At 40.1% G+C, this 19,219-nt stretch carries 16 protein-coding genes; 13 read left to right on the top strand and 3 right to left on the bottom strand.

Going from position 1 to position 19,219, the window contains the following annotated elements; translation table 11 throughout:
- Nucleotides 1-118 precede the first annotated feature (118 nt).
- The gene (locus tag MB14_RS00950) at nt 119-415 is read right to left on the bottom strand and encodes a putative quinol monooxygenase (RefSeq protein WP_062587742.1); all 297 of its coding nucleotides are present in this window, start codon (nt 413-415) and stop codon (nt 119-121) included.
- On the bottom strand, nt 415-1,182 hold the full coding sequence (locus tag MB14_RS00945) for an SAM hydrolase/SAM-dependent halogenase family protein (protein WP_062587740.1): 768 nt from the start codon (nt 1,180-1,182) through the stop codon (nt 415-417). The genes MB14_RS00950 and MB14_RS00945 overlap by 1 nt, the downstream gene beginning before the upstream one ends.
- 94 nt (nt 1,183-1,276) lie before the next feature.
- On the opposite strand from MB14_RS00945, the gene MB14_RS00940 reads away from it, so the two are divergent.
- The 4 genes from MB14_RS00940 (at nt 1,277) to MB14_RS00925 (ending at nt 7,394) form a co-directional block, all read left to right on the top strand.
- Nucleotides 1,277-2,248 carry a PhoH family protein gene (locus MB14_RS00940; protein WP_062587737.1) on the top strand — a complete coding sequence of 324 codons (972 nt, stop codon included), beginning with the start codon at nt 1,277-1,279 and terminating at the stop codon, nt 2,246-2,248.
- Nucleotides 2,220-2,654 carry a GNAT family N-acetyltransferase gene (locus MB14_RS00935; RefSeq protein WP_062587735.1) on the top strand — a complete coding sequence of 145 codons (435 nt, stop codon included), beginning with the start codon at nt 2,220-2,222 and terminating at the stop codon, nt 2,652-2,654. Before MB14_RS00940 ends, MB14_RS00935 begins: the two co-directional genes overlap by 29 nt.
- 137 nt (nt 2,655-2,791) lie before the next feature.
- Complete coding sequence (locus tag MB14_RS00930; protein WP_062587733.1) at nt 2,792-5,974, top strand: TonB-dependent receptor; 3,183 nt, start codon at nt 2,792-2,794, stop codon at nt 5,972-5,974.
- Between the two features lie 79 nt (nt 5,975-6,053).
- Nucleotides 6,054-7,394 carry an alkaline phosphatase family protein gene (locus tag MB14_RS00925; protein WP_062587731.1) on the top strand — a complete coding sequence of 447 codons (1,341 nt, stop codon included), beginning with the start codon at nt 6,054-6,056 and terminating at the stop codon, nt 7,392-7,394.
- An 89-nt stretch (nt 7,395-7,483) separates the two neighbouring features.
- Here MB14_RS00925 and MB14_RS00920 read toward each other — a convergent pair whose 3' ends face one another.
- Nucleotides 7,484-8,083 carry a Crp/Fnr family transcriptional regulator gene (locus MB14_RS00920; protein WP_062587729.1) on the bottom strand — a complete coding sequence of 200 codons (600 nt, stop codon included), beginning with the start codon at nt 8,081-8,083 and terminating at the stop codon, nt 7,484-7,486.
- A gap of 149 nt (nt 8,084-8,232) precedes the next feature.
- On the opposite strand from MB14_RS00920, the gene MB14_RS00915 reads away from it, so the two are divergent.
- The 9 genes from MB14_RS00915 to MB14_RS00875 are packed head-to-tail and all read left to right on the top strand — an operon-like array spanning nt 8,233 to nt 19,216.
- The gene (locus tag MB14_RS00915) at nt 8,233-10,314 is read left to right on the top strand and encodes a ComEC/Rec2 family competence protein (protein WP_062587727.1); all 2,082 of its coding nucleotides are present in this window, start codon (nt 8,233-8,235) and stop codon (nt 10,312-10,314) included.
- A complete protein-coding gene (locus MB14_RS00910; RefSeq protein ID WP_062587725.1) occupies nt 10,302-11,084 on the top strand; it encodes an enoyl-CoA hydratase/isomerase family protein in 783 nt (260 codons plus the stop codon). Before MB14_RS00915 ends, MB14_RS00910 begins: the two co-directional genes overlap by 13 nt.
- Nucleotides 11,085-11,133: 49 nt before the next feature.
- Entirely contained in the window at nt 11,134-13,068 is a 1,935-nt protein-coding gene (locus MB14_RS00905; RefSeq protein WP_062587723.1) for a RecQ family ATP-dependent DNA helicase, read from the top strand.
- A gap of 6 nt (nt 13,069-13,074) precedes the next feature.
- Nucleotides 13,075-13,671, top strand: a complete 597-nt coding sequence (locus tag MB14_RS00900; protein WP_132644094.1) for a hypothetical protein — start codon at nt 13,075-13,077, stop codon at nt 13,669-13,671.
- A 10-nt stretch (nt 13,672-13,681) separates the two neighbouring features.
- Nucleotides 13,682-14,050, top strand: a complete 369-nt coding sequence (locus MB14_RS00895; protein WP_062587720.1) for a hypothetical protein — start codon at nt 13,682-13,684, stop codon at nt 14,048-14,050.
- The gene (locus MB14_RS00890) at nt 14,040-14,594 is read left to right on the top strand and encodes an NUDIX hydrolase (RefSeq protein WP_062587718.1); all 555 of its coding nucleotides are present in this window, start codon (nt 14,040-14,042) and stop codon (nt 14,592-14,594) included. Before MB14_RS00895 ends, MB14_RS00890 begins: the two co-directional genes overlap by 11 nt.
- Before the next feature lie 56 nt (nt 14,595-14,650).
- Nucleotides 14,651-17,491: a T9SS type A sorting domain-containing protein gene (locus tag MB14_RS00885; protein ID WP_062587716.1), complete on the top strand. Its 2,841-nt coding sequence runs from the start codon at nt 14,651-14,653 to the stop codon at nt 17,489-17,491.
- Nucleotides 17,492-17,543: 52 nt separating this feature from the next.
- Nucleotides 17,544-18,260, top strand: coding sequence for a tetratricopeptide repeat protein (locus MB14_RS00880; protein ID WP_062587714.1), 717 nt, complete (start codon nt 17,544-17,546; stop codon nt 18,258-18,260).
- On the top strand, nt 18,260-19,216 hold the full coding sequence (locus tag MB14_RS00875; RefSeq protein WP_062587711.1) for an L-threonylcarbamoyladenylate synthase: 957 nt from the start codon (nt 18,260-18,262) through the stop codon (nt 19,214-19,216). The genes MB14_RS00880 and MB14_RS00875 overlap by 1 nt, the downstream gene beginning before the upstream one ends.
- Nucleotides 19,217-19,219 lie beyond the last annotated feature (3 nt).

Here is a 19,219-nt window from a genome sequence, read left to right as displayed (position 1 = left end):
TGTTTGCTCCAGCGGCTACCTCCCGAAACTTCGGGATCGCCACCTGGGCAGGTGTTGTATTGGGGTTGCAAAAATGAGTAAAGATTTTTTATGAAACAATAGCTTCAGCCAGTAAATTTTAGTCTACCTGAATAAAGCCTTTAAGCGAAAAAGCAACGGGTTTATCAGCAAATTTAGCCTTTGTAGCTTTCCATACTTCGCCAAATAGTTCTGAATGGCGATAGCGGTTCAGTGCTTCTTCATTTTCCCAATGACTATAAGTAGCAAAAATGCATTCGTCATTATAATCTCGCATTAATTCAAGGTATTGGCAGCCTTCAAAATGGCGAATACGGTCTTTGGTTTCGTTGAACAATTCGATAAAAGCTTCAACTTCTTCGACCTTAAAAGTCATTCTTACAATTCTTGTTAACATTATTCTTCAAATTGAATGATAATTGGGCTGTCGTAGCTCAAGCCCAAAAGGGTAGAGGCATTGCCCTGATTGATTCCAATTTCCAAAACGTTCAGGCTATTGAACACGAAAAAGACTTCGCCCGGATCTACATCATAATAATGTGAATGAATACTAGGAGCAGATTCTCTTCCGAATACCAGTTTGTAACTTCTGTTTTTACTCAGAATGTCGAAATCCACTTTACTGATATTGGTGATGAGGTTGCCGTAATGATCCACTCGAATGACATGGCCAGAAATTTCTTTTCTAGTAGCACGAGGCTTTCTTAACATCAGTTGGGTGTATTCTGTAACTGCCTCACCCAGAGCTGAAATTTTTTCATTCACTGCCAAGCGCAATACAAAATCGGCCAAAATACCACGCTGAGGAAAAGTAGAATTATCGTTAATAGATAACTTTACAATGGTTTCTGGAGTTTTATCACTAATCAAACTTAATATTCCGTTATCAGGGGCAACAAAAAAATGATCTTCAATTTTAGCCGCTAAATAAGAATCTTGATTAGCTTGTGCTACGTTAGTGCTAAGCAAGTGTACGGTACCTTTGGGGAAATCTCTGAAAACGGAACTAACCACAAAAGCCATATGGGCAATATCGAAAGGTTCGATATCGTGACTAATGTCAATAAGTTTTAGAGTACTGTCTTTAGAAATCAAAGAGGCCTTTAACGCGGCCACGTAATGGTCGGTGTGTCCAAAATCAGAAGTTAAAGTGATAATGGCCATAAAAGACTATTCGGTTAAAATTTCTAAGTTTGTGAATAGCAAAAGTATCGAAAATTTTGAGGCTAAATCAATCAAATAAAACATAGTTAAGCGTTTGGTAGAAAAATTAATTATACTCGAAAACATAGCCATGGTCGACTTTTTGGGCGTGGCAAATGAGAATATCAAAGAAGTGGCCTCTGCTTTTCCTAAAAGCAAGATTGTATCAAGGGGCAACGAGATTCTCATTCAAGGAAATGCCTCGGAAATTATCCAAATCAACGATATTCTGAACTCCTTGGTACAGCATTATCATAAGTATGGTAAGGTGACGCATGATAATGTGAAATCGTACATCAAAAGTGAAGCTGAATATATTAATGGCCAAGGTGATGATGGCGTTTTGGTGTATGGTAACCGAGGAAATACCATTAAACCAAAAACAGCCAATCAAAAAGCATTAGTAAAAGCGGTTGAAGAAAACGATTTGGTTTTTGCTGTGGGGCCAGCTGGAACAGGTAAAACCTACATTTCTGTAGCCATGGCAGTACAAGCCTTAAAAAATAAAGAGGTTAAGAAAATCATCATTACGCGTCCGGCAGTAGAGGCAGGTGAAAACTTGGGCTTCCTTCCGGGAGACCTTAAAGAAAAGATTGACCCTTATTTAAGGCCGATTTATGACGCACTTGATGAAATGATTCCTTCAGAAAAACTGAAATTTTATCAGGAGAATAGAGTTATAGAGATAGCACCTTTGGCCTATATGCGAGGCAGAACGCTGAATCATGCATTTATTCTTTTAGATGAAGCTCAGAACACCACGGCCATGCAAATGAAAATGTTTCTGACGCGTATGGGACCAAACTCGAAGGTGATTGTTACAGGAGATATTTCTCAAATCGATTTGCCTCGAAATCAAAAATCAGGTTTGGGAGAGTCACTTAAAATTTTGAGTGGCGTTAAAGGAATAGCAAGAGTAGATTTAGATGCCAAGGATGTGGTGCGCCATAAATTGGTAAAAGAAATAATTTCGGCTTACGATAAACATCAAGAACAAAATGATAAGAGTAAAAAAAGTGGAGAATAAGGAAGAGCTTGACTTAGCTTTTGCCGTCCGTGAAAAAGTGTTTATTGAAGAGCAACTTTGCGATCGCGAGGAGGAATTCGATGAATTTGATCCGGAATCCACGCACTTTATTGCTTATTATCAAGGTGAACCAGCAGGTACATCCCGTTACCGAACGACAAAAAAAGGCGTGAAACTAGAGCGTTTTGCGGTGTATGAAGAATACAGAGGTAAAGGAGTAGGGAAACGTTTGGTTCAAATTGTTTTAGCCGATGTTGAAAATAATGTAGCTCAGCCTGGTACATTAATTTACCTACATGCCCAGCTCACTGCCATGCCATTATACAGTAAATATGGTTTTACGAAAGTGGGTGAAAAATTTATTGAGGCGGGTATAGAACACTTCGAAATGCAGAAAACTCTTTAGTTTTCTGTTTCCCTAATATTAAGAAAATGTAATGCTACCCTGCCAAATGGTTAGGGTATTGTTAATCTTTTTGCAGATGTTAAAATCTAACATTTGCCCGAGAATGGTAGCCATAGTTTTGTGCAAAAAACATCACTATGAGACTTAAATTCTACCTAATCAAAACCAATAGTAGGCAACTGGGGATAGCCTTACTATTGATGACCTGCATGGTCTTTCAATCCCTTGCACAAGCAACTGATGCTACAATTCAGGGCGTTATCACAGCTACAGATGGTAGTACTTTACCAAGTGCCACCATTCTTGTGAAGAATACAGCTACCGGTTTTCAAACTGGAACAATAACTAATGCTAATGGTGAATATCGTTTTATTCAGGTGCCATTAGGTGGTCCTTACGAGATCACCGCTTCTTTTGTGGGTTATGGTTCAAAAAAGAAGGAAGGTTTTATGGTAAACCAAGGCGACCAGTTAAAACTCAACTTTGAATTATCTGAGGCAGTTACAGAAATGGAAACCATTGTAGTAACTGGTGATCAAATTCGCTCCTCTATCGATAGGCAAGGGGAGGCAACTATTGTAAGCACGCAGCAAATTCAAAACTTACCTTCTGAAGGAAGAAACTTTACTCGTTTAGTGAGTTTGTCTCCATTGCAAGGTGGAGGAAGTTTGAATTTGGGTGGCCAAAGAAGTACTTCAACAAATGTTACGATTGATGGTTTGAACGCTAGAAATACATTGACAGCTGGAGAAATTGGCAGGGGGCCATATACTATTTCTCAAGAGGCAATTAGAACTTTTGAAATTTCTACAAATGATTATGATGTAACGCAAGGCCGTCAAGGCGGTGGTGCGGTAAAGGCAGTAACCAAATCAGGTACGAATAATTTGCAAGGAAGTGCTTTTGTTTATCACAGAAACGATAAGCTTCAAAACGATCTAGACATTAGAGAAAACCCAAGAACTGCTGATTTTAATAATACACAATACGGTATGAGTTTAGGTGGGCCAATCATTAAAGATAAAGTTCACTTTTTTGCGGTGTATGAGCAGCAGGATGCTACCGATCCACTTTTTATAGCAGATATTCAAACTGCTGATGACGAGAACAGATTGGGCTTGACCAAAGCTAATTTGGATCGCTACCTTCAAATTGCAAGAGCAAAGTACGGTGTTAGTAACGACCAACAAGTTGGTCAGTTTGAGAGAAAATCTGAGGCTAGAACTTTTTTTGCTCGTGTCGATTGGCAGCTGAATGATATTCACAGATTGACAATCAGAAATAACTACAACAAGTACACGAATCCGTTTGGTACCAGCGATAACTCTAGTTTTGAACTGGCAGAGAGTTACTCAGATTTCGAGGCAATGGAAAACACTTTGGGCGTTTCATTGCGATCGGCTTTTAATCCTAACTTCACAAATGAGTTTAAATTGCAGTATCAACATGCTGAAAGGTCTTATAACCCAAGCGCTCTGTTACCTTCTTCAAACATTCCAAGGGCAATTGTAAACGTTCAATCTACACTTCCGAATGGATCTTCGGCCAGTAGAACTGTTCAGTTGGGTGGTCAGCGTTATTCTCCTGAAACTAACTTGGAGAACATGATTCAGTTCACCAATACGGCTTATTTGTCAAGAGGAAATGTGAATTTCACTTTCGGAACAGACAACATGATTACCTATTTAGAGACCTTACTTTCAAATGAGCAAAACGGTCGTTTCTTTTTTGATTCACTTGATGATTTTGAGAATTTAACACCAAGTCGTTATGCTAGAGAAGTGCCATTGCAAGGTTTGCCAATTGTAAAACAAACCGTATTGGATTTGTCTCTTTTCGCGCAAGCAGAATTTACATTACATCCGGATTTTGAAGTGATTGCCGGTGTAAGATGGGACGGTACAATCTTTACTGAGGCTGCTGAATTCAATCAAACGGTATTCAATGAGCTAGGAATTAGAACAGACAATCGTCCGCAAGATTTAGACAATATCCAGCCAAGACTACAAGGGATTTGGAACATTGGAGGTAAAGATTCAGACATCATTAAATTAGGTGGTGGAATTTTCAACTCTCAGCCACATTACTATGCTCAGGTAAACAATATTCAAAACTCAGGAACTCTGCTTGGTGCAATTGATGTAACGGGTGCTGATGTTCCAACACCTGATTTCAACGCCTATAGAAATGACCCAAGCACAGTGCCAGGAGTACCTGCGGGTCAAGTACCATTCAGCACCATTAACGCAGTAGGTAACAACTTTGAAGTGCCAACTACGGCTAAATTCAATATTGATTATACACACTACTTTGGTGACAAATACTCTGTTTCTGTAAACTATTTGGCAAGTAAAACCACCAACAACTACGTTTATCAGGAAGCCAATTTGGTGAAAGATCCATTCTTTGTGACCAATGAAGGCAGAGAAGTATTTGTACCAGCAAACACCATCAGTGCAAGCGGTATTACCGATTGGACGAATAGTAGAATTTCGAATCAAGTAGGTAGAGCTTTGGTGTTAGAATCTGACGGTGAAGTAAAGCAGCATGCGATTATTATTTCTGGTTCTGCTCAGGTAGGAAAAGATGGATACTTTAATATTTCATACACAAGAAATAGTACCAAAGACAACTCTTCATACAACTGCTGTGTGGCCAATACTTCTACTTTCTTGCCAGTTACTGGCGATCCTAGAGATTTGAACTACGGTTATTCTGACAACAACTTCCGTTCGAAATTTGTAGTGAACACTGCTTCGCCTTCTTTCTACGGTTTCGTTTTAGGAGCTACCATAACGGGTTCAGGCGGAAGTCCTTTCAACTTTGTGGTGGATAACAACAATAGAAGTGCGAACGGTGATTTCAACCTTTCAAACGATCAGGCCTACATCTTCGATCCGAATGATTCAAATACACCGCAAGCCATTAAAGATGGTTATATGGATATTTTGAATAATCCAGAAGTGTCTCAGAATTTCAAAGATTACTTGCAAGATAACTTCGGTCGTTTTGCAGAAAGAAATGGTGGTGTAAACGGTTTCTACGCCAACATCGATCTTCGTTTGTTGAAGAAGATTAAGTTAACGAACGGTCATGGTTTAGAACTTTCTGCCGACCTATTCAATTTTGCAAACTTCTTAGATAGCTCAAAAGGTAACGGTCACGAATATAGCAGAAACTTAGAGTTGATGAGAATTACAGGCTTTGATCAAGTAGCCAAGTCTTATGATTACTCAGTGCAAACTGGTGCTGGTAATGAGCCAATCAATGGAACACCGTGGAGAGTTCAACTTGGTTTGCGTTATACTTTCGGCCAATAATGGTTTTTCAAAATAGATAGATTATAGTGCTAGGAGTGGGGGCGAAAGCGCCTGCTCCTTACTTTTAAATAGATATAACATGAGAAAATATACAGTATTAGTATTAGTGATGCTTTTAGGTTTATGTCTAAAAGCACAACAATCAGAACATGTAGTTTTGATCTCAATTGACGGGTTTCGCCCCGATTTCTATATGGAGCCTAAATGGCCTGCGCCAAACATGAAATGGATGGCCGAACACGGAACAAAAGCGGAAGGCGTTCGTGGTGTTTATCCTTCGGTAACCTACCCGTCTCACACGACTTTAATTACAGGAGCAAAGCCAGCCCGTCATGGTATTTACTATAATTCCCCATTTGAAGAAAAGGGTCAAACGGGTGCTTGGTATTGGTATGAGAACGAAATCAAAGTACCAACCCTTTGGGACGCAGTTCGAGCAAAAGGAATGAAATCGGCAGCCTTTATTTGGCCTGTTTCAGTAGATGCGCCTATCGATTATAATATTCCTGAGTATTGGTACTTGAAAGAAGGAACAGATCGTATTGAGCCGATGCGCGATAAGGACATTCCTAATGGCTTTTTCGAAGAACTTGAAAGAGAGGTTTTAGGAAAAATGAGCAACACTACATTTAATGGTGAGTTTTTTAATAGAGAAGATAGAACAGGAGAAATGGCTGCTTATGTGTTAGAAAAGCACAAGCCAAATTTTATCGCATTACACTTAATTGGTACCGATCATTTTCAGCACCAAGGCGGAAGAGACGGTGAATTGGTGCCTTTTGCTGTAGCCGCAGCCGACAGGGCGATTGGCAAAATCAAGGAGGCTGCAGAAAGAGCTGGAATTCTTGATAAAACTACTTTTATCATCTCAGGGGATCATGGTTTTGTGGATGTACATTCACTTTTGAGCCCTAATGTTTGGTTGGCAAATGCAGGCTTAATGTCTGCTGCCCAAGATCGAGGAAATTGGAAAGCTGCTTTTCACACTTCTGGCGCAGCTGCTTTTTTAATGTTGAAAGACCCTAAGGACACTAAAACCTTAAATCAGGTAAAGCAGATTTTAAATGATCTACCGGAGAAAACTAAAAAGCTTTTTAGAGTAGTGTCGAAAGAAGAATTGGCTCAAGTAGCTGCCGATCCAAATGCGCTTTTGGCCATAGCACCAATACCAGGCGTGGCGATGTCAGGTTCAGCTTCTGGAGATGATTTGAAAAGAGGTTCAGGCGGAACGCACGGATATTTCCCTGACTTCAAACAAATTGAAACTGGTTTTGTAGCTTGGGGAGCAGGTATTACTAAAGGTAAACTCGTACACAAAATGGGCTTGGAAGATGTTGCCCCTGTAATCGCAGCTTTATTAGGGCTAGATTTTACAGCACCTGACGGGGTTCTGTTTCCAGGTATTCTCGAAAAGAAATAAGTCTTTTGGTTTGTTTGTTTTGCTAATTGGAAATGCTGCAGTAGGAAGGGGGTCGATACGATCCCCTTTTTTACGATACAAATAATACGTTATGCAGTTTTCTTTAACCTAGTAGGTTTTAACTTTTTAATGATCTGACTTACGGTTTGGCGTGTCATACCTGTCAAATCACCGATTTCCTGTTTGGTGAGTAATGAGAAGAGGTGGTGTTTTTTCTTTTCTGAATCTAAAACCTCTCTGTCAAAATCATTGTAAATTACTTGCAGTCGTTCAATACTATTGGCCGACCGAATACTGAATAAACGCGCTTCAGCAATACTCCATCGCCTTACTGCATTTTTGTTGAACCACTCGGAAACAGCGGAGTCTTCAACAATAATTTGTTTGAAAAAATCGAGAGGATAAACGCGTAAATGGCAAGGAATGATTGTCTTGGCAAATTCAAAAAACTGTCCGTTTAGGTATTTCAAATTACCAAAGGTGTCGGGCGCGCTGAGGATATCATATGTAATATCTTGCCCTTGGCTTCCGTAACTGCCCAATTTTACGGCACCAGATACAATCTCATAAATAGAATTGGTTTGTTGGCCAGGTTGGTAAATCTGTTGATCCTTAGCAACATAGATTTCCTTTATCAATCTATCTAATGGATAAGCATTAGACGAACGCAGAAGCTCGATCAAGTTCATAGTTTAGGCTGTTGAGTTGGGTCAAATTTAGAGATAGGAAAAGAGCAGAAGTAAATTTTAGTGTTATGCTTTTTTTACTTTGGATGAATGGCTTCAGTATTTTTCAGTAATTACTTCATTATAATAAACCAAATATTTATTTTAATTGTGTGAATTTTAATTCATTTCCATTTATTCGATTCTCTGCTGCCTTTATCCTTGGGGTGGTTGTTTACCATTATGGTCATGAATGGATTGATATTAAGATTTGGTTACCTATTACACTTTTCATTGTCTATGTTTTTCTGGCGCTCCGCAACTCCAAACGCTTTCAGTATGTGCTCTCTGTTTTTGCTTTGGTCATCCTTTTTTGTTCTGGTTTTCTTAGGTTGAAGGAACATCGGTTAGATAATTCACCCGATCATTTGCTACACTTCAACCAAGAGATTGAAGCTTACCGGGCGGTGATATATGAAGAGCCAGCCGTGAAGGCCAACTCGATCAATGTTCGGCTTGAGGTCACCGATGTATTTACCGAAAAGTGGCAAGCTGCTTCGGGTTATGTGAATGCTTATGTAGGTAAAGAGGTGGGCGAAAACCTTCAGTATGGCGATATACTTTTGGTGAAAGGTTCGCCAAACCTTACCGAAGCTCCAGCCAATCCGGGTGAATTCAACTTCAAGAACTATTTAGTTTATAACAATATCTTCCATCAGCAATTTATTGGAGAGAGTTTTCAATGGCTTGGCCATGATGTTCCTTGGTGGGAATGGCCGATTTCCGCTTCAATCCGAATTAGAAATCAATGTGCCGAATTACTCAAAGCTAGAATTTCAGACCCTGATGCCAGGGGAGTTTTGTTAGCCATTACTTTGGGAGTGAAAGATGAGCTGGATACTGAGCTTCAAACCTCATTTTCAGCAGCTGGCGCCATGCATGTTTTGGCCGTTTCGGGTTTGCATGTGGGCATTATCTACGGAATTATTCTCCTGATTTTTAAGCGGCTTAAACTGAATGCTTGGAAAAGACGCTGGTGGATGGCCATCATTAGTATTGTGCTTTTGTGGTGCTACGCATTTATTACTGGCCTTTCACCTTCTGTGCTTCGGGCTGTTACAATGTTCTCGTTTGTGGCCATTGCCAAAGCTAAAAATACCAACAGCAGCATTTATAACACCTTGGCTGCTTCGGCTTTTGTGCTGCTTTGTTGGAATCCCTATTTGATCATGAGCGTAGGTTTCCAGCTTTCTTATTTGGCCGTTTTTGGTATCGTATACCTTCAACCTAAGTTTTACAACTTATTCGATATTCATAATTATTGGCTTGATAAAATATGGGCAATTAGTTGTGTTTCTTTAGCAGCTCAAATTGCAACAGCCCCTTTGAGCATTTTGTATTTTCATCAATTTCCGAGCTATTTTCTATTCTCCAATTTGTTCGTAATTCCTGCCGCTTTTGCCATGCTTATTATGGGTTTGGCGGTACTGGCCTTGGGTGGAATCCCATATTTGGGTGAAGCCATAAATTGGCTCACAGAATCCTTTGTTCGAATCGTCAATTGGCTGGTGCATTGGGTAAGGTGGCTTCCTGGTAGCACCCTAGACGGCATTCATCTAACTACAGGTGAAACATGGCTGATTTATGCTGTCATTATAATGCTTATCATTTTATTGACAGAAAGGCAATTCAAATACTTGATGTGGGCATTGAGCTTTTGCCTGTTGTTTGTGTTTAGTCAGGTCAATCATTGGGGTAGTTACAGAAATGCAGAGTTCAGTGTGTTGAATGTTTCGGGAGAATCGGTTTTGGATTTTAGGGTAGGAAACAAAAGTAAGCTGGTGGCCGATACTTCATTCTCTCAAAATTTAGATCGAATTCAGTTCCATTTAGAACCTAAAAGACAATTAGCAGGGAGCAGCCTTCTTCCTTCCGAAGATCAATTAGAATTAGCGATCGAAGACTTGAATGGACATCAGCTGATTGTTTTTCAAGGCCAGCGAATTTTTAAACTTAATCAAAAAATCGAGGTTGAATTTGAAAGGCCAGTGGAGGTAGATTACCTCATTCTTTCAAATGAAAGTGTTTATGATCTAGCTGATTTAGAAGGGGATTTTGAGTTTCAAGAATTAATCATCGACAAATCAAATCGGAAGTTCTTGGCCGATAAGCTCACAAATCAGGCAGAAACGCTAAATTTGAAAGTGCACTCCATCTATCGCGATGGCTATTATTCAAGAATATGGAAGAAATGACTTTAGTGAAATACCAAGTGGCCAACCGCGTTGCCACCATTACCCTCAACCGTCCCGAAAAAAGAAATGCCTTAAATGCCGAAATGGTAACACAACTCAAGCAGGCATTTACTCAAGCAGAAGAGGATGAAAACGCCAAGGTCATTGTATTGGATGCCGCTGGTGATTCCTTTTGCGCGGGTGCCGACTTGGCTTATTTACAACAACTTCAGAATAACACTTTCGAAGAAAACTTAGCCGATTCAAATCACTTGAAAGAGCTTTTTCTGCAAATCTATCAGCATCCCAAAGTGGTGATTGCCAAAATTCAAGGGCATGCCATTGCTGGCGGTTGCGGTTTGGCTACGGTTTGCGATTTTTCATTCACTGTACCCGAAGCCAAATTTGGTTATACCGAGGTGCGGATTGGTTTTATCCCAGCCATTGTAAAGGTCTTTTTGCTTCGAAAAATAGGAGAAGGAAAGGCGAAATCACTATTGCTTACCGGAGAGTTAATTCCAGCCGAACTGGCCGAATCCATGGGTTTGGTAAACACCGTAGTGGAAGCCATTGATTTGGATATGGAAGTGGCCAATTTTGCTCAAATGTTGGTTCAGAAGAACTCAGGTCAGTCTATGGCTTTCACCAAGCAAATGATTGCGGCTGTACAAAGTATGGATGTGGAAGAAGGCCTAAGTTATGCTGCCGAAATGAACGCGAAAGCCCGAGCCTCGGAAGACTGCCAAAAGGGAATTGCTGCTTTTCTGAATAAAGAAAAGATTGTGTGGTAGAATGAAACTAAACAGGTCTCGTTCAAATTAATCTTTATCTTCACTCTTAATGAACCAAGGGCTAAACATTCTAAAAAAATACTGGGGCTATAATGCCTTTAGGCCTTTGCAGGAAGATATTATTAATGCTTCGCTGGAAGGCAACGATGTGCTTGCTTTGTTACCTACGGGCGGAGGTAAATCTATTTGCTTTCAGGTTCCTGCCTTAGTGAATGATGGACTTTGTGTCGTCATTTCTCCCCTCATCGCCTTGATGAAAGATCAAGTGTATCAGTTGAAAAGGCGGGGTATTACGGCCGAATCCCTTCATGCGGGAATGTCCAAGCGCGAGATCGATTTTGCGCTAGATAATTGTGTCAATGCCGATATCAAATTTCTTTATGTTTCTCCCGAAAGGTTGAAAACCGAGCTTTTTCAAGAACGGATCAAGATTGTTCGCGATACTCGTGGTGTTAATTTAATTGCCGTAGACGAAGCACATTGTATTTCACAATGGGGCTATGATTTCCGCCCAGCTTACTTAGAAATAGCTGCCATACGTGAGTTGCTGCCAGAAACGCCAATTATGGCTTTGACTGCAACCGCAACTGAAAAGGTAAAAGCTGATATTCAGGAAAAACTTGAATTCCGAAATAAGAAGGTCTTCACCAAGAGTTTTGCCAGAGCCAATCTTTCTTATTCAGTTCGGTTTGAAGAACATAAGGAAAGAAAACTTTTAGAAGTACTGAATCGAGTGCGTGGATCTGCGGTGGTGTATGTAAGCACCCGAAGACACGCCAAAGAATTGGCGCTAATGCTGCAAAGAAGCCACATCAGTGCTGATTTTTATCATGCCGGCTTAACGCATGAGGAACGAAGCTTGAAGCAAGAAAACTGGATTCATAACCGTACGCAAGTCATTGTTTCTACCAATGCCTTTGGAATGGGAATTGACAAACCAGATGTTCGGTTAGTGGTTCACATGGATTTGCCAGGAAACCTAGAGGCCTATTACCAAGAGGCAGGAAGGGCTGGTCGTGATGAGAAGAAAGCGTATGCGGTAATTATATGCCACCAGAAGGACATCGAAGAACTACGAAAGAAAACGAAGAATTCATTACCCGATGTGAAATTGATCCGAGAGGTATATCAAATGTTGGGCAACTATTATCAGTTGGCCAATGGCAGCCATCCACAAGACAGCTTCGATTTCGATTTCCAAACCTTTTCCAAAAACTTCGATCGACACCCGATGGAGATTTTCAATGGCATTAAAGTATTGGAGTCTCAAGGAGCGATTTTATTGAGTGAGTCTTTTTATCAGCCTTCACGATTGATGTTTGGGTTGAACCAAAAACTCATGTATGAGTTTCAGATTGCCAACGCCCAGTTTGACCCGCTAATCAAAGCCATTCTTCGACTTTACGGTGGAGAAGTTTATAACAACCTGATCATTATTCAAGAGAATAATCTAGCGGCCAATTTAGGACTTACAGTAGATGCTTGCCGAAAAATGCTGAAACACCTTCATGAGCGCGAGGTGCTGGAATATATTCCTCAAAAGGATCAGCCTCAGTTGTCGTTTTTGATGCCAAAATATCCAGCCGATAAGTTGTCGATTGATAATCATCAGATTGAAAGCAGGCGCAAGTTGATCACGGCTAAAATGGAATCGGTCATTGCTTATTTACACAATGAAGAACGCTGTCGAACGCAACAGTTACTTGAGTATTTTGGTGAGGTGAATTATGATCCTTGCTTGGTCTGCGACAATTGCGTTCAGAATAAAAGAAAGGCTGAAGAACTAAAATTGAGAGCCAAATACGAAACACAAATTTTCTCTCTATTAGACCAATCTACCGAATTTGATGTTAATGGTTTGGTGAATGCTATAGCGCCTGAAAACAAAAATGTATTGACAACGCTTGTAGCTGAACTGGTCGATCATGGAGTTTTGAAGTTTGACGAATTTGGGAAGCTAGAAAAGGGCAGGAAGAATACATAAATATTGATGATGAGTTTTTTTGACGACATATATAATAAGATTTTTAAAGGGAAGGCCGAAGGTCCGGCTGAGTTAATCCATGAAACATTGGAAAGAACCAGTCGAGAATCTGAGAGTTTTCTAGCTTGGGTGGATAGCCATAAAAGGGCTGAATTACTGACTGAAATCTATAATGCTTACCATCTGAAAAAGAAAGGTATAGTAGCAAAACTCAATCTTCACTTGCTAGAAACCAAGTATTCAAACGGTTTTGCGGTTACTTATGACCATGAAATATCAAGTGATGACTTCAGAAACTTATTCGATTATTTGAAAGAGAAAACACTTGAGTTCGATTACAGACTGGCACAAAACGACCGTAGAATCATTGATCGGGAGTCTTTTGAAGAAATAATTGAGAAATGGTATTTGAAACCGCAGGGTTTAGAACTGGAAGAAAAAAAAAACAACCAACTTTATGGCAATATTCTTATCGAATACGTTATGATCGATCGAAAGCCCAGTTATATAAAATTGATGGCCAATATCTATCAAGATCGTTTATATTCCGAGGCCTTACCTTTCGAGGAGTTTATTGAAAAATTGTTTGACCGAAACCTCTAATTTAAAAAGAATGAAATCTGTATTGATTACCCTAACATTGATTTTTGGAAGCTTATTTACACCTTCTGAGCAGCCAACTCAAATTTTTAACACCAAACTTAAAATCACAATCTTAGATGAGCTTGGTAATATTGTAGAGGGAGCTAAAGTGACAATCTATAAAACTCAAGCAGATTATAACGCTGAGAAAAATGCGGTGCAGCCCGCGCAATTGACCAATAACAAGGGGCAAGTTACTTTCAAAAAACTAGACGCCATTCCTTACTATGTTTTGGTTAGAAAAGGCGATATGGACAATGCTGGTGGCGGAGAGATTGTGAGCAAGCTTGAGAAAAAGAAGTTGAATAAAGCCAATATTGTGATTTCGGATGGAGTTTAATTTAAGAGAAAAACTCCTTACAGAAATTAAGGAATACCAATCTGAATATAAAGAAGAGCAGGCTTTCAAACCTAGGTTTGAAAACCTGCTTAGTAATTATGAAAATTGCTTTGAAAGGTCTCTATTGATGGGGCATATAACGGCCTCTGCCTGGATTCTGAATCAGAAGCGAGATTCCATATTGTTGCTACATCACGCCAAATTAAACAAATGGCTGCAACCGGGTGGTCATGCCGATGGCGATGAAAACGTGAGGGCAGTGGCCTTAAAAGAAGCTGAGGAGGAAACTGGTATTTCAGGTTTCGTTTTCGCTTCAAACCAAATATTTGATTTGGACATTCATACCATTCCTGAAAGGAAGGAAGTGCCTGAACATGAGCATTATGATGTTCGGTTTTTGCTTGTAGCGCCAGAAAGGGCGGTTCCACAATTGAATCACGAATCAAACGACTTAAAGTGGATTCATTTCAGTAACCTGAAGGAAAAAATAAGTCACGAGCCTTCTTTAATGCGTATCTATGCCAAAACAAAGCAATTTATTTAGTTGAAAATCATACTCCTATGCAATAAAATTGCTTGAGTGCCCTATATTTATCTTTGATGAAGTTTAGCAAAAAATCCACTTTAATTCTGAGTCTTGTCGTACTCTGGTCTCTTGTGGCCTTGGTGTTCGTGTTTGTTCCAAAGTCGAACGATAAGGAGATAACGGTAGAGCCTCCCACGGCTCGAGCAGAATTCTTTTCAAGAGAAAACGTACAGCAAAGAAGTGAATATATTCATCAGATGCTGGCTAACCCAGAAACAAATGAAATTCCAGTCAATATGCGTGAAATGGAAAATGAATTTGTTCAGGATTTTAAACTGAAAGCCAATCTCAACCGATTGAAAATGAGCGCGGCAGGAGCGAATTCTCAAAATGCCCCTAGCTTGCTTACATGGAATTCTCTAGGTCCTAATAACATAGGTGGAAGGACAAGAGCTGTAGCCATAGATGTTACTAATGAAAATATAATTTTGGCCGCAGGAGTTTCCGGAGGCGTTTGGCGATCTACCAATGGCGGCCAAAGCTGGACAAAAACTACTAAATCTGATCAGTTGCACAGTGTAACCTGCATTGTTCAAGATACCCGGCCAGGAAAGGAGAATGTCTGGTATTATGGTACGGGCGAATTAGTGGGGAATTCAACGCGTTCACCGGGAGCACCATTTCGCGGAGATGGAATTTATAAATCTACCGATGGAGGACTTAATTGGCAGCCTTTGCCTTCCACCCAAGTGAATAATCCAGAAAAATTCAACTCTCCTTTTATGTATGTTTGGGACATCACCTTAAACCCAAATAGTGCTAATGATGAAATTATTGCTGCCATTTATGGAGGAATCGTACACTCAGCCGATGGTGGCCAAACTTGGGCTACGGTTTTGGGAAATTCGCTGTATGAAGTGGGGAATAATGTTGATTTGAATGATGTTCCAGCCATTTTTTATACCGAAGTGTATAGAGCTGCCAATGGAGTTTTTTACGCTTCATTAAGCCGTTCTACAAATACAGCCAGTGCTTTTTCTCCGCTTGCGGGAATTTATAAATCTGATGATGGGGTGAACTGGACGAGGATTGTGGTTCATTCAAACTTGGCATATAGACGTACAGAAATAGGAGCCTCATTGAGTAATCCGAATATCGTTTACTTCCTTTCCGATACAGGGCAAGGCCACAAGCTGTTAAAATATAACAATGCTACTGGCGCTATTGACGATAGGTCTGTGAATTTACCCGATGGCACGGATGAAGAAATAGAGTCATTCGACTCTCAAAGCTCTTATGATTTATTTGTGCGAGTACACCCAGCAGATGAAAATACTGTTTTTATTGGTGGCACTAACATTTATAGATCTACCGATGGTTTCTCTACCAAAGCAAATGTTACTTGGATAGGTGGATATAACCCAGATGTGGAAGGAAATAGCAGTTACCCAAATCATCACCCCGACCAACATGATTTGGTCTTCCTTCCTTCTAACCCAAATGTGATGATTTCAGCCAACGATGGTGGGCTTTTTAAAACAACTAACAATTTGGCCAGTCCTGTTGTCTATGAGTCGCTCAACAATGGTTATATCACTACGCAATATTACACGATAACTATGAGTCAATCTCCAGCCGATAACTTTGCGTTTGGAGGCTTACAAGACAATGGCAGTATTCTTTCAACCATTGGTACAAATAATAATGGCGTAAGATTGATTGGGGGAGATGGTGGCTTTACTGCGTCTACCAGATTTGGGATTAACTATTACACTTCTTTTCAAAATGGGCAGGTGTATAGGCTTACGCTAAACCGTAATTACTCACTTTCTTCTTTTGCTCGCGTAGACCCTTCAGGTGCTGGAGCTGACCCTTCTCAACCTATTCTTTTTATCAACCCTTATGTGCTCGATCGGAATAATGGAAACAGGATGTTTTTTGCAGGAGGTAATTATTTATGGAGAAACAGAAATTTAAGTCAAATTCCTTCAGGTGAACAAACCAAAACTGATGTAAACTGGGAAAGGCTGGAAATAACAAAGATTGCTTCTGGTTCCATTTCTGCCATCGAAACCTCTTCTGACCAAGAGAATATTCTCTATTATGGAACATCCGTAGGACAGGTATTCAGAATGGATTTTGCGAACTCTAATGGCTATACGGTAAGTGAAAGAACTTCAAATATTTTTCCTTCGGGTGCTTATGTTAATTCTATAGTGGTAAACCCAACCAACGCCAATGAAATCGTGGTAGTGTTCTCGAATTACCAAGTAAAAAGTGTTTTTAGGTCGGTAGATGGAGGCGCAACATTTGAAGACATTTCTGGGAACTTAGAAGAATCCCCCTCTGGATTAGGAGGAGGCCCATCGGTACGCTGGGCAGAAATTGTTCCGAAAAACGATGGGGTAACAGAGTATTATTTAGCCACCAGTGTGGGGGTTTTTAGCACCACCGCCTTAAATGGTGAAAGCACTATTTGGTTACAAGAAGGTGAACAGTCCATAGGAAATGCACCTGTAAATATGCTTGATTACCGTAGGTCGGATGGAAGAATTGTGGCCGCAACGCACGGAAATGGGATATACCAAAGCCAAATTAACGGAGTTGTTCCAGAGCCTGCTATACAGAGCGGTAGTGGTTTGATGGTCGAAAATGCTTATCCAAATCCGTTTACAGACGATATTGCTATAAACTATACATTGCCCGAAACCGATATGGTAAGGGCCAGGGTTTACAACACTGATGGAAAGCTGGTGAAAACAATTGCTTTAGGGCTAGGCTTTCAAGGTGAGAACGAAATTTTTTGGGATGGAACAGACGTTAAGAATAGTCCAGTTCCTCCCGGTATCTATTTGATTCGTATTGAATATCAGGGCGAAATCAAAGTTCAGAAGGTGATATATTCTAGGGAATAATTCATTTTGGAAACAACCTGTGGATCGTATCTTTGCAGCCTAAATTACAATCATGAAATCTATACTTAAGGGAGTTATCTGTTTGTCTTTTTTACTTGCTCTGTCTTCTTGCGGAAAAAGCGAAGAGCAGTTAGTAGAAGAGGGAAGAAATTTAATGGGGCAAGAATCTTATGCCGAAGCCATAAAATTATTCAACAAAGCACTTGAGAAAAACAGCAATAATTACACTGCCCTTAATGCCAAAGGAGTAGCCTTGCTAAGAATTAATGAGTTAGACGAATCAGCAATTACATTTGGCCAAGCCATAAGAGTAGATAGCACAGATTATAGAGCCTATTATAACAGGTCGAATACAAGGCGCTTGCTATCTGATGACCAAGGAGCAATGCTAGATTTAGACCGAGCGATTTTACTTCAACCCAATGTTGCAGATTTATACATAAACCGAGGAGCAATTCTTTTTAAGTATGGGGAATTCGATCGTGCGCTTTTCGATTTTGAATTTGCTTTAAGATTTGATGCCAATAATCCGTTGGTTTATTTGAATAAAGGGAAAGCTGAACTTAGAATTAATAATTCTGATGATGCCATCTATGATTTCAAAAAGGCTATTGAGTTGAATCCTCAATATGGCGAAGCTTATTATTGGTTGGGTCTTGCCGAATTGGCTCTTGAAAATAGGGCCGATGGTTGTAGTTATTTATCAACCTCTGAATCCTTAAATTTTGAAGGAGCATCAGAAGCCATCAGCCAAAACTGTATGCAGTAGTGGCAATCATTGGTGTCGATATTAGTGCAGCCAAAGCTATTTTAGAACAAGGAAATTTAGTGGCTATTCCTACAGAAACTGTTTACGGTTTGGCTGGGAATGCTTTTAATATTGATGCTGTAACTAAAATCTTCAAAACCAAGAACAGACCTACATTCGATCCGCTTATAGTTCATGTAGACAGCTTTGAAAGGTTAAGCGAATTCACTGAAGAATTGCCAGAAAAGGCAGTTCAATTAACGAATGCATTTTGGCCTGGGCCGCTTACAGTTCTGCTAAAAAAGAAAGCAATAATTTCGGATTTGGTAACGGCTGGGTTAGACACCGTGGCGGTTAGGATGCCGCGCCACGAGCTCACTAGAGAATTATTGAAAGGCCTAGGTTTCCCTTTGGCTGCTCCTAGCGCCAATCCTTTTGGCTACATCAGTCCAACTTCTGCCCAGCATGTGCAACAGCAATTGGGAGATAAAATTGAGTATATATTAGATGGTGGAGAATGTGGCGTTGGAGTGGAATCTACTATTGTGAGCTTTGAGGATAAGTTGCCAAAAGTTCTCCGTTTGGGCGGAATCTCAATTGAAGAAATTGAACAGGTGATTGGTAAGGTGGAAGTAAATTCGCACTCTTCTTCTCAACCTCAAGCGCCAGGAATGCTTAAAAGCCATTACGCACCTAAAAAGAAAATACTATCAATAGACAACCTTGATACTGAAGCCAACGATTTATCTGCTTTTGGATTTTTAGGATTCAGTAAACCAGATCATCGGTTTAAGCTTGAAAATCAGATAGTATTATCTAAAAATGAAAATTTGAATGAGGCGGCTAAAAACTTATTTGGAAGCTTACGGACATTAGATCAGAACCCAAATATCCATACCATTGTGGTTAGTTTTGTGCCAGAAATGGGGCTAGGCAGAGCCATTAACGATAGATTAAGAAGGGCAACAGCAAAATAGAAA

It is taken from the genome of Roseivirga ehrenbergii (genome assembly GCF_001593005.1).
GTDB classification, from domain to species: Bacteria; Bacteroidota; Bacteroidia; order Cytophagales; family Cyclobacteriaceae; genus Roseivirga; species Roseivirga ehrenbergii.
Note: the sequence above shows the minus strand (reverse complement) of the source record. Positions and strands in the feature narration are given on the sequence as shown.